Here is a 12,218-nt window from a genome sequence, read left to right as displayed (position 1 = left end):
TAATAGCAATAAAGTGATTACAGCAGTTGTAGGTTTCATATGTGCACTTTGGTTTTAAATGTAAGAAATTCCCGCAGTAAGGCGTATTTATACACAGAATTATAGGAAATCTGGTGGAAATTGGTATATTTAATTAGAACCATTCTAATACTATAAAGTCATGGGTATAAAAAGCTTTCAGGGTCGTCGGGCCAAGGAAGGGTCGAAAAAAGAGTACGACGCTCCTATTTTGGTTACGGATTATATGTCTAAAAAGTTAGTCACTTTTCACCCGGAACAATCTATTCTGGAGGTTATGGAAGTTTTTGCCAAAAGAAGTATTTCAGGAGGTCCCGTACTTGATGACAATGGATTTTTAGTCGGCATTATATCCGAAGCGGATTGTATGAAGCAGATCTCCGAAAGCCGGTATTTCAATCAGCCCATCATGGATAAAAGCGTTGAAAAATACATGACAAAAGACGTGGAGACTATTCCTCATGACATGTCTATATTCGATGCCGCGGGCGTATTCCACAAGAACAACCGCAGGCGGTTACCGGTGATGAAGGACGACATTCTGGTCGGGCAGATCTCCCGAAAGGATATTGTCGTGGCTGCGCTTAAACTGAGCGCAGAAAACTGGAAATAAACCTCCTAATTTTCTTCCATAATCAGGGCGGGTAATTCCAATTGCCGATATAAGGCATTGTATTCCGCCATTCCTTTATTTACAATAGCGTCCCTTTCCCCGGACATGCTGTTCCACGTGCCCAGTAAATCGGACAGGCGTTCTTTAGCCCCCTGCGTCAGCTCGGGTTCAGCGACATCGATATACGATCTGAGCTCCATAAGTTCCGCATTGAGCTGATTATTGAAGTTAATCACGTCCTGAAAGGTTTTTTGCTTTGGCTGGATTAGGTTTTCTTCCCATGTGCTGATTTCCTCCTGGAGGGTAACTCCCTTAGACAATAAGTCTTCTGCGGTCGGATTTCCTTCTAAGAGATCCTGATGTGTCTGTAATTGGGATTTGACCCCACGCAATTGTCCCACGGCTCCGTGCATGTCCCGGATGGCCTCGTCAATTTGTCGCAATGCCGCCTGTTGTTCTGTATAGGCCGCCTGGGTTGCTTTAATGCCGGGGTGTGGGAGAATCGTGAATGGTTTTTCCGAGGTGACACCCTCATGGGTAAGGCGGGCGGTATAGGTTCCCGGAGCCACCCGCGATCCGCGGTAGTCCCCCATAACGAATACATTTTCCACAGCCGGGAGGGTTTCTCTTCGAAAATCCCATACAAATCGATTGTATCCCGCTTTTGCGTGTAAAACCTCCGGCTTGGGCGGGCCACCGGGCCACGTTTTGAAATCCTTGTCAGGTTGGTTGGTGAAGGTCCGGATAACCTGCCCCTCTTCCAGTATTTCCAGTGTCACGACTGCAGAATCTGAAACGGCCGGCAAATAATAATTTAACAACACTCCGGATTTGGGATTTTGCCCAAGGCCCGGCCGGGGCTTTTCAGAATAGCCACCCGTAAAGAGGTAGGTATCCCGGGGCTCTGCCAAAAAGGATTGTGATTCCGAAACCCTATGCGCTTGAAGGAATGAGAGGTCATCCAGGATCCAGAAGGATCGTCCCGCTGTTGCGGCAATGAGGTCGTTGTGACGGAAAGTGAGGTCATTGATGGGCACGACAGGGAGATTCAATTGAAAGGGTTGCCAGAAATCGCCTGAATTCAGAGAAATATACAATCCTGTTTCAGTTCCCGCATATAGTAATCCTTTGCGTATCGGGTCCTCCCGAACCACACGTGCAAAACCATGGGGATCTTCGAGGCCATTGACGATGAGTTCCCAGGTGGCCCCGTAATTCGAAGTCCTGTAGATATAGGATTTAAGGTCCATAAATTTATATCGCATCAGGGTAATGTATGCCGTCCCGGGATCGTGGGGAGAAACTTCAATACTGTTGACGATGCCTTCCTGCATCCCCTCCGGCGTCACATTTTCCCAGGAATCCCCGCCATTTCGAGTCAGGTGTACCAAACCGTCATCACTTCCAGCCCATAAAACCCCTTTTTCGTGGGGAGAAGCGGTAAGATACATGAGCGTATTGTAATTTTCACCCCCGGCAGCTTCATTGGTGAAGGGAATTCCTCCGGGCCCCTGTTTTTCGGGATCATTCCGGGTGAGGTCGGGACTGATCACCTTCCATGTCTGCCCGGCATCCCCGGAGTGGAATACTACGTTCCCCGCGTGATAGATCACCGAGGGATCATGCGGATCGGCAATAATCGGGGCATTCCAGTTATAGCGGTACTTAAAATCCTCCGGGGCATTCCCAAGGGAGAGTTCCGGATATTCCTTTATAGGTTTGCCTTCTCGTGTTGCCTTTACCCATTTTTCAATAATCCCCTGGTAACAGCCTCCGAATATCACCTCGGGATTGTCAGGGTCAAAGGCCAGGTAGGCGCTTTCGCAACCGGCGACCGAATACCAGTCTTTCCAGTCGACCCCTCCGTCATTGGTGCGGCTGGCGATGGCAATAGCCGAATTATCCTGCTGCCCTCCGTAGACGTTATAAGGGAACAGATTGTCTGTACTAACCCTGTAGAATTGTGCCGTAGGCTGGTTTTGCTGTGTGCTCCAGCTTCGTCCTCCATTGTTGGAGACATTGGCCCCTCCGTCGTTGGCATTGATCATACGCTGGTTGTCTTGGGGATGGATCCAAAGATCGTGGTTGTCCCCATGGGGCGTCGAGAGGGTTTGAAAAGTTTTTCCCCCATCGATGGAACGCGTTACAGGCGCATTGAGTACATAGACGATTTCGGGGTTTTGCGGATCTGCAAAAATCTCCATATAGTACCAGGAACGGGTGATATTGATACGATCTTTATTGATTTGACGCCATTTTTTACCCCCGTCATCCGAGCGGTAGACACCGGATTTGTCGCCTTCGGCTTCAATCACGGCGAAGACCAGATCGGTGCGCGCGCCTGAAGCTGAAATCCCGGATTTTCCCATCACTTCGGGAAGCCCGTTTTTCATCTGCTCCCAGGTCGTGCCCCCATCCGTAGATTTGTAAAGGCCGGAACCCGGCCCTCCGGATTTCATCGTCCAGGGAAATCGTTCGTGCTCCCACATGGAGGCGTAGAGTATTTGTGGATTATTCGGATCCATGGAAAGGGACGAGGCCCCGGTAGTCGGATTTACATAGAGGGTTTTTTCCCAGGTTGCACCCCCATCCCGCGTACGATATACGCCCCGGTTTTTCGAAGGACCGAATTGAGCACCCTGCACAGAAATATAGAATTGGTTTTCATCCCTTGGGTGGATGATCACATCGGAAATGTGCCTGCTGTCTTCCAGTCCAAGGTGTTTCCACGTTTTTCCAGCATCCCTGGAGAGGTATACCCCATCGCCCATAGAGGTCATAACGCCCCGGGCGGCGTGTTCGCCCATGCCGACGAGCACGACATTCGGATTGCTTTCTGAAACTGCAATAGCCCCTACGGTTCCGGTTTTAAAGAATCCGTCCGATACGTTTGCCCAGTGCATACCGTCGTCTGTGGTCTTCCACACACCACCTCCGGTACTTCCCATATAATAAGTGCCGGGTTGTGTTACGACCCCGGTTACAGCCACCGATCGGCCCCCGCGAAATGGCCCGATGTTTCGCCACTGCACCCCGTGGAACAATGTATCTGAAAGTACAGGTTGTGGCGCTTTCTGTTTTCTGCGCTGCCCGTAAACAGAACTACAGAGGAGCAGTAAAAGCAAGGGTGTAAAAATATATTTCTTCATGGAAGTAGGTTGTTGTATTTCTGATATGGTTATGTGTTTAGTCTGCGATAGAGGCAAAGACCATCTGCTTGAATTTCCATCCCGTCTGATCTCCTGCATTTCCTTGTGTCTGTTTCATGAGTATTCCGATCACTTGCTCCCCGGGGTCTGCAAAATACTGGGTATTGAAGTATCCCCCCCATTCAAAAGTCCCTGGTCCGCCCAATCCCCCCTTGGCCACTCCATGATCAGCGTTGACTACGGAGAAGGCGAGGTTAAAGTCGGCAGGACCCCCCTCCCAGTGATCCCCGATCTGGTTGACCATCATGGTTTCCACAGTGGTACGGCTGAGCAGGCGTACCTCGTTGTACACTCCTTTGTTAAGCATCATTTGAAGGAAAACAAAGTAATCCCTGGCTGTGCTGGAGAGCCCGGCACCCCCTGAGAAAAAACTCCGGGCACCTTCTATAGGATAATCAATATTAAAAACCTCGGTCTCGAATACTTTCCAGCTACCGTCTTCCTTGTGTTGTACCGGTACGAGTCGGTCTGCGAGCTGCTCAGGCAGGTAAAACCAGGTGTCTTCCATCCCCAGGGGATCAAAAATCCGCGATTTCAGGAATTGATCAAACGGCATCTCCGATACGATTTCAACAAACCGTCCCAGCACATCCAGGCCTTCGCTGTAGGTCCAGCCTTCCCCGGGTTGATGGTGGAGGGGCATTTGGGCAATTTTTGGGACGTTCTCCTTAAGGGTCACTGCTTCTGCAGTGAAGGCATCGGTGATTCCCGCTTTGGCAAAAGCTTTCCTGAATCTGGGATCCCCGTCGATCATCCCATACCCGATACCCGAAGTGTGTGTCAGGAGGTGGCGGATGGTGATAGGACTTGTAAGGGGGGTGGTCGTAAAACTGCTGTCGCTTTCTACAAAGGTTGCGAGAATACCTGTGTTTTTAAATTCCGGAATATATTTAGAAATAGGCTCGTCCAGTTGGAAATGGCCTTCTTCCCACAGCATCATCACGGCTGTACTGGTAATCGCTTTGGTTTGGGAGGCGATTCGAAAGATGTCATTTTTCTGAAATGCCGTACCCTGCTCCGTATCGGACTGACCAAAAGCTTTATGGTATACGATTTTCCCATTCCGGGCGATCAGGGCCACCCCTCCGGGAATTTCTCCTTCGGCAATGGCCTCTTCCATCATTTGGTCTATACGCTTGAGTCGGTCCGGGTCCAGCCCCTCGGTCTCCTGCCCCTTTAAACTTCTAATTTCTGTATAGGAAGTCTGGGGTTGCTCCCGGCAGGAAGCCAGAATGAGCAGGGTTAAAAAAAGAAATGCGAAGGCTTTCATATGTGGGTTAAAGTTTGGTGATTTAGAAACTTTGAGAAGGCGGTATTCCCCCGGAATTAATTCTTACCGCCTTCCCGGTTCGGCTGACGGGGACTGGGCCATTCCCTTTGCTCGCCCGTTCTGGGATTGATAGAAAGAACTGCTTTTTCACGGGAAGTACGCTCCGGATCTTCACAGGCCATATATGTCAGGATAGCGGTGAGGATGGCGTTGTTTCGGACGTCGTCGAAAACAATTTTGTCATAGGTGTCCAGGTTGGTATGCCAGGTGTAATTCCAGTAACTCCAGCTCAGGGAGGACAGGGAGAATGCCGGGGCACCCTGGGCCACGAAAGAGGCGTAGTCCGAGCCGCCGCGACCTGGATTGCCTGGAAATGTCGTTTCTATATGCTCGGTTATCGACTCTGGTACCGCTGAGAGCCAGCGCCCCATATAGTCGTAGGAGTGCAGGAATCCCTGCCCGGAAATCCGGACAACCCTTCCCGTCCCGTTATCCTGGTTAAAAAGGGCTTGCAGGCCTTCCACAACCTCGGGATGGTCCTCCACATAAGCCCTGGATCCGTTCAGGCCCTGTTCTTCACTGCCCCAGAGTCCAATGATAATCGTGCGCCTTGGGTTCGGATAAACTTTCTTCAATATCCGGGCAGCCTCCATCATGGTCAGGGTACCCGTACCGTTATCGGTTGCTCCCGTACCCCCATCCCAGGAATCAAAATGGGCGGAGAGCACAATGTATTCCTCCGGTAATTCCCGGCCGGGTATGGTCGCAATAGTATTAAAAGTAGGAACCCTGCCCAATTCTTTGGATTCTGCTACAGCGCGGATTTTGGGTTGGTCCCCGTTTTCAGCCATGCGGTAGACCATACCGTAGTCCTCCAGGGAGAGGTCGATAACGGGGATTTTTTCCGTATTTGCGCTGAAGACTTTGTTGGCACCAAAAGCTTTGGACCAGCGGGATTGAAGAATTCCGGCGGCCCCGGCAGCTTCCAGGGCGGCGTTAAGAGTACGTGATGTATACCCGGTATTTCTGAGGTTTTGACTCCAGGCTTTTTCCTGAGCAGTCCGTTTCTCTTTCATTTGCTCAAAAGAGCTTTCAGTAGCAAATTCCTCCCAGTTGTAGTCGGGTCGTCCGGTGATCTGGGGCATGGAAACGCAGACCCATTTTCCTTTCACTTCTGGCAACCAGCGAACAAAGGCGAGGGAATCGGATACTACAGGTAACGGAATCACTTCTGCGGTAATCCCCTTTGAAGATGTCGAAGGGCTCCAGGCCAGTTGACGCCCCTGAAGGGATACCACCCGGGGAGCTAACAGATCGATATGACAGATCCCTCGCTCCCAGCCCCTCCAGGTTCCCCATTGCTCGTTCCCGGCCCGGATGCCCCAGTCTGAAAAACGTTCTACGGCCCAGTCGTGGGCTTTTTTCATTTGGGGTGTTCCTACCAAACGCGGGCCTATGACATCCATGAGTTCGTGAGCCATGTTTTCAAGCTGGGAATTTTCGGTAGCTTCTTTTTGAATTTCTGTGACTATGGCCTCTGTATTTTGCGCAATAGCAGTTGGGGCCAGCACTAGAAATGAGGCGAAGGCAAGTAGATATTTTATCATGGGTTACAAGTGGGTTAGTTGTCCTAAAGATACATAAACAGGAGTTAAAGTTATAGGTTTCCTGCTGTGGAATCGCAGTATGGATGCAGACCTTTGGGGGGAATCTAAAATCACAATTTGTATATGAATGCATTGAGAAACAAAGTCTTGTTGATCGGTAACCTGGGACAGGACCCGGAAGTCATGGTATTGGAGAGCGGGAGCAAAATGGCCCGGTTTTCAGTGGCTACAAATGAAACGTACAAAAACGGCAAGGGAGAAAAGGTAACCGACACCCAGTGGCATCAGGTGGTGGCCTGGGGAAAAACAGCCGATATTGTCGAAAGCTATTTGGTCAAAGGCAAGGAAGTGGCTGTGGAAGGAAAGCTGATTCACAGGTCGTATAAGACCCCGGAAGGCGAGCGAAAATTCACCACAGAAGTGCGATGTAATGAACTGTTGATGCTTGGCAAGTAGCTCTAGCCGGGCTTTGATCGATAAAAAGGGCTTTTGGGCCCTTTTTTTTATGAAAAGGGCAGGAAGAATTGTAACTTTTAAAGAAGTGATCCGTCTATTAATATAGAACACTCCCTGTGAACTCCAAGATGCTCATAATACCGATGCTTTTGCTAAACGCGGCCTTTATGCCCGTTTTAGCACAGGAGAATATCGGGTTATCGGATTTAGAACGCCTCTCTAAAAGCGAGTGGTTCTATATGGAGCAGGCCACGCGGGACGCCGAGTACGAGCACGGGTTGCAGTTTAAGAATCAATCCGACGAGATCGATTTCTGGACCGACCAGCGGAGGTTTGAACATATGCTTAGCCAAAAAAATTTACAAAACTACAGGGCTTACCGCCAGGGAAAAAAACTGGCGTATCTCAAACATACAGAGGTATGTAAAGTGACCTGCGGGCACGGGGATTTTTATCTGCGCCAGGCCGCTTTGTACTTACAATTTGATGCAGGCACCACTCATTCTTATGTGACTTTTAGCGAGTTGAAGCGGGGCAGAGGATGGGAAGTCTCTTATGTACTTGAAGGACAGGATCCCCAATAGAAAAACTGCCCAAGAATATCAGGCTACTTTCTGAAGTCCTTCCCGGGCATGTAATTCAGCCAAAAGGTCGTTGCAGGGACATTTTTTGCAGCGTTTGCTCTCACATTTTTTAAACTTCTTGCAACACTTGGATTTGCACCCTTCAGGGGAACAGTAAGTCTTCGCCAGTTCTTTAAGGCGTTTCTCCTTTATTTTGGCTTGTTTCTTTGTAGACTTGTATTTCTTGTTTCCCATAGGAGCAGGGCTGCTCCTACAAATCTAATAATTTGTATTCAATCTAAATAAACTTTAACACATCAGGCCCCGGGTTCGCCGGCAGCGCTTTCTACAGCGATTTGTTGGACATCCCTGTCAAAGAGATAGAGTCCGCCCTTATCGTTGCCTATCAGGTTTATTTTGTCCAGGATGGTTCTTGCAAGTGCCTCTTCCTCAATTTGTTCGGCTACATACCACTGTAAAAAGTTATGTGTGGCGTAATCCTTTTCTTCGAGTGTAATGTGCACCAGGTCATTGATGCTTTGGGAAACAAAGATTTCATGCTCCAGCAATTCTTTAAACATGGACTGGAAACTCCCAAAATCAGTTTTAGGTGCTTTAAGATCAGAAACAATGGCATGTCCGCCCCGCTCATTTACGAATTTTATGAGTTTTAGCATATGCATTCGCTCCTCATCAGAGTGTTTATACATAAACTGCGCAATACCTTCCAGACCTTTTAATTCGGCCCAGGAGGCCATTGAAAGATAGACCTGAGAGGATTCAGCCTCAACCCGGATCTGTGCATTCAATGCCTTTTCTAATTTCTTGTTTAACATGTTTGGAAATTTTTTACAAAATTACAAAAAGGAGTGGACTATAATCGCGTTTCACTTCTAAAGTAGCCCGGTTCCTCAAGCTAGAAAAAAACCTGATCGGCCAGGCGATAGGTCGTGGCATGGGCGCTGACGATCGTCCGCAACTGGGGAGAATACCCACCACCCATACTGCATTGAACGGGAATTTGCAGGCGGTGACACCATTTGAAAACCATTTCATCCCTGCGCCGGCAACCCTCCAGACTGCATCCCAGAGTACCCAGTTTATCGGATTCAAGGATGTCTACACCGCTGAGATAAAATACAAACTCTGGCTGCACCTGCTCTTCCAGGGCCTCCAGGTTTGCTTCGAGCAATTCCAGGTAAAGGGTATCCGGAGTCCCGGGGTCCAATGCCACATCCAAATCAGAGATTTCTTTGCGAAATGGATAATTGGCTCTTCCGTGCATGGAGAACGTAAAGACTTCCGGGATGTCAGAGAAAATCTCAGCAGTACCATTGCCCTGATGTACATCCAGATCCAGGATCAATATACGTTTCGCCAGCTGGTGCGCCAGCAGGTAATGTGCCCCGATAGCCTGATCGTTCAGCATACAGAAGGCTTCCCCACGATTGGAATAGGCGTGGTGCGTGCCCCCGGCAATATTCATCGCTACCCCGTGTTCCAGGGCGAAAAGACAGCCTTCAATGGTGCCCTGGGCAATCCGGAGCTCCCGCTGTACAAGTTCGGGGCTCCACGGAAAGCCCACCTTTCGCATTTCCCGTGCCGTGAGCCGACCTTCCTTCAGGGCACTGAAATATTCGGGGTCATGCGCCCTTAGTATATCATCCGCTAAGGGCATTCCGGGTTCAAAGAAGTTGTCGGGTGTACAGGTGCCTTCGTGCAGGAGTTGTTGGGGCAGTAATTCATATTTATGCATGGGAAAGCGATGCCCCTCGGGCAGGGGGTGCTTGTAAATGGGATGATAGGCGATTTTAAGCAAGATCGGGTTTACTGGGAATTTGCAGGGTCAATTCCGGGCATCACCGAAAAACTTCCAAGGGCGTACGACTCCCCATTCACAATTCCGGAAACAAATACCCTGAGGCGTTCAAGCCCGTAATCCTTAAATTGGAAATGGAACTTCCCATTCTCATCCGAACGGACATCCGGATGCCAGTCCACAGTTCCAAATTTCCTGAAAAAGGCACTGGTATAGGAGGGGTATACGGGGGTGTAAAAACGCTTTTGAACCCCATAGGCCAGGGGAACCTCATACTCGTTAAAGGAAAGTGTCCCATCCCTCCGGGCGAATCGGAGGCTCGGGTCAGTAACGATTTTGATAACACCTCCGCCTCCCATAATCCCTGAACCAATCCCGGACCTGTTGATTTCAATATAATCTATGTCAATCAGGAGGAAATTGTAAAGCAGTGTGAAATCCTGAAGGAGGATGCCATCCAAATATACAATAGGCCTGGCATTGTTCGGGCTATTAGGAGTTCGCGATATGATCGAAACCGAGCCCAGGTTCTCGTTGACAATAAATCCGCGTCCACTTAAATAGGAAGCCAGGGTCAGGTTTCTTCTCGGATCATCTATTTCAAAAAAATCAAGTCTTCCGTTGCTGCGGTCCCTGAGTTTCTCCATACGCGTGGCATCCCTTTTTTTAGTGACCACGACCTCGTCCAGTAATTGTAGCTTTTCTAAATTTTCAAAGGATATGGGAGGAAACTCTATCTCCGAAATCCTTTCTTGAGGAGGACCCGGGATCGAAATATTGAAACGCGGCGTATATTTCGGAATTCCAGCTGGTTTAAAATGAACAGCAGCGCCTGGAGGTGTAGTCCCTCCTTTTTTGGAAATTTCGGAAATGGCGAGTTTTTCACCTTCCCGCGGATAGAATTCTTCTACGGTAAAATCGACCTCTCCGTCCTTTAATTTCAACAGTTGTGACGGGTTGTTAGCCGTGGGATAAATATAGAAGTCTTCGCTGTCCCGCTTATTAAATCTCACCGTATAGCTGATGCCTTTTTCAAAATCGAAACGGTAGAGGGGAGGATGGTTCAGGACGGTATTCCAGGAATAACTGCTCCAGCCCTGGGTGATCAACAGGTTGTCCAGATCATAACGCTTCCGGGCATCGATATCCTCAAAGTAGTACCCCGCATTTTGGACGGGGCCATTGACATAAGGTTGCAGTAAAGCATATGAGGGTAAATTGTGGTCATGCGAGTAAGAACTCGTATTATCGGGAAGCACCGAGAGACTCAGACTGCTGAATGCCCGGGTATCCAGCCCTGGAATCTCCAGAGTCACCTTTACTTGCCCGGAGTCTATGACGGACCGCGTTCGAAAGGCTTCAAAAAACTCGAGCCCCCTATCGTTAAAATACAACCGCTCCAGCAGGGGTCTGGAGTTCTGATCCATTAAGGTGATTACATTCATTCCCCTGTACAGATCAGCCTTAGGGATAACCTTAAGCTGTTTTAAATTCCCGGTAAAGGAAATCGGGAAGGCCTTGATTTCATCTCCGTTGTGGATACTCAAATGGTACGACTGATCCTTTGGTGTTACGGGACCCGGGACCATTTCCAAACTCAGGCCAATATCGGTTTTAAGATCTGTGAGTTTTAAAACAATACCTTCCGGATACGTGGGCGGAAGTGGAATGCGATACTCTTTTTCGTTATCCTTAAACTGGGCATAATAAGCCTGCGACTTCCCTAAAAGCAACCCAACCCGGCCAATACCGAAGGGATTGACCTTAAACCGGGTGATTTCCTGCCCTGCTTTATCCGTGATACTTCCTTCCAGGTTCGGGACACCCTGACCTGAAGCATCTTTTATAATTATCCCGTATACCGACTCCAGTCCGGCTACAGCCCGGCCGCCTTCCGGTAAAAACTGGGCATCAAGGGTTTTTTCTGAAATTGTATGGGGCCTGTACTCATCCGTTTCCGGATCAATGACTTCCAGGGTTTGTTCGTAGTAATTCGGCTCCGAGAAATTCTGCATCCAATTCGTGTATGCTCGGAAGACATAGGTGCCTGTTGTAAAAAGGCTATCCAGTCTGAAAGAGCCATGGCCCACGCCCTCTTCGATAAGCAGCATTTTGGACTTTATGGTGCGGTTTGCACTGTCGGTTAAAATACAGTAAAGGTTTCGGGTTTCCAGAGACCTCCTCTTGGTGCCTTTGTCCATCACATAGGCCTTAAACCCCAGCTCTTCCCCTTTGATAAAGACTGACTTGTTTATGTGAACGTAAGCCACCTCCCTCGGCAATTCACTATAGGAAGTGAAAGCGGAAAACAGCTGATCGAGTCCGGAATCCTCCTGTGCCACTAACCCGGTCACAGCCAGGACCGATGAGAATAGAAATACAATCCATTTCATAGCGCAATTTCTTTTCTAAAAAGATAGTAAAAAAACGTCAATTAGGCGGGATGCCCCTTAAGAGTTCACAGCAGGCCACACGCAGTGTTAAAAACTATGCAGTTCCCAGTCCCACTTTGCAGTCAAAAAAGAAATTAGATCTTGGGAAGTGACCCTGCCAACTGGCCCTGCCAACTTCAACTTTGAACTCTTTGAAAGTATGCAGTTCCCAGTTGCAGTTTGCAGTCAAAAAAGAAATTAGATCTTGGGAAGTGACCCTGCCAACTGGCC

The 12,218-nt window shown here is 48.9% G+C and carries 9 protein-coding genes; 3 read left to right on the top strand and 6 right to left on the bottom strand.

All coding sequences use genetic code 11. The features are described 5' to 3' along the window. Positions 1–160: 160 nt before the first annotated feature. On the top strand, positions 161–631 hold the full coding sequence (locus WBV75_RS06975) for a CBS domain-containing protein (RefSeq protein ID WP_424119916.1): 471 nt from the start codon (positions 161–163) through the stop codon (positions 629–631). Between the two features lie 5 nt (positions 632–636). Here the strand turns inward: WBV75_RS06975 and WBV75_RS06970 are convergent, their stop codons facing one another. From WBV75_RS06970 to WBV75_RS06960, 3 genes are read right to left on the bottom strand one after another with little or no spacing between them, the layout of a single operon-like run. Then, positions 637–3,780: a VPS10 domain-containing protein gene (locus WBV75_RS06970; protein ID WP_424119915.1), complete on the bottom strand. Its 3,144-nt coding sequence runs from the start codon at positions 3,778–3,780 to the stop codon at positions 637–639. 37 nt (positions 3,781–3,817) lie between these two features. Then, positions 3,818–5,110 carry a serine hydrolase domain-containing protein gene (locus tag WBV75_RS06965; RefSeq protein ID WP_424119914.1) on the bottom strand — a complete coding sequence of 431 codons (1,293 nt, stop codon included), beginning with the start codon at positions 5,108–5,110 and terminating at the stop codon, positions 3,818–3,820. 56 nt (positions 5,111–5,166) lie between these two features. Then, positions 5,167–6,717: a M20/M25/M40 family metallo-hydrolase gene (locus tag WBV75_RS06960; RefSeq protein WP_424119913.1), complete on the bottom strand. Its 1,551-nt coding sequence runs from the start codon at positions 6,715–6,717 to the stop codon at positions 5,167–5,169. Positions 6,718–6,840: 123 nt separating this feature from the next. Here WBV75_RS06960 and WBV75_RS06955 point away from each other — a divergent pair, with 123 nt between their 5' ends. Both WBV75_RS06955 and WBV75_RS06950 read left to right on the top strand, forming a co-directional pair. Beyond that, a complete protein-coding gene (locus tag WBV75_RS06955; RefSeq protein WP_424119912.1) occupies positions 6,841–7,173 on the top strand; it encodes a single-stranded DNA-binding protein in 333 nt (110 codons plus the stop codon). A 167-nt stretch (positions 7,174–7,340) separates the two neighbouring features. Next, complete coding sequence (locus WBV75_RS06950; protein WP_424119911.1) at positions 7,341–7,757, top strand: hypothetical protein; 417 nt, start codon at positions 7,341–7,343, stop codon at positions 7,755–7,757. Between the two features lie 296 nt (positions 7,758–8,053). Here WBV75_RS06950 and WBV75_RS06945 read toward each other — a convergent pair whose 3' ends face one another. The 3 genes from WBV75_RS06945 to WBV75_RS06935 form a co-directional block, all read right to left on the bottom strand. Continuing rightward, positions 8,054–8,572: a ferritin gene (locus WBV75_RS06945; RefSeq protein ID WP_424119910.1), complete on the bottom strand. Its 519-nt coding sequence runs from the start codon at positions 8,570–8,572 to the stop codon at positions 8,054–8,056. An 80-nt stretch (positions 8,573–8,652) separates the two neighbouring features. Further along, positions 8,653–9,555, bottom strand: a complete 903-nt coding sequence (locus WBV75_RS06940) for a histone deacetylase family protein (RefSeq protein ID WP_424119909.1) — start codon at positions 9,553–9,555, stop codon at positions 8,653–8,655. Positions 9,556–9,563: 8 nt separating this feature from the next. Next, positions 9,564–11,948: a hypothetical protein gene (locus tag WBV75_RS06935; protein ID WP_424119908.1), complete on the bottom strand. Its 2,385-nt coding sequence runs from the start codon at positions 11,946–11,948 to the stop codon at positions 9,564–9,566. Between the last annotated feature and the right edge of the window lie 270 nt (positions 11,949–12,218).

Origin of the sequence: Robiginitalea sp. (assembly GCF_049588695.1) — a bacterium.
Taxonomy (GTDB): Bacteria; Bacteroidota; Bacteroidia; order Flavobacteriales; family Flavobacteriaceae; genus Robiginitalea.
The sequence above is the reverse complement of the archived record's forward strand: the minus strand, read 5'-3'. Positions and strand labels throughout refer to the sequence as shown.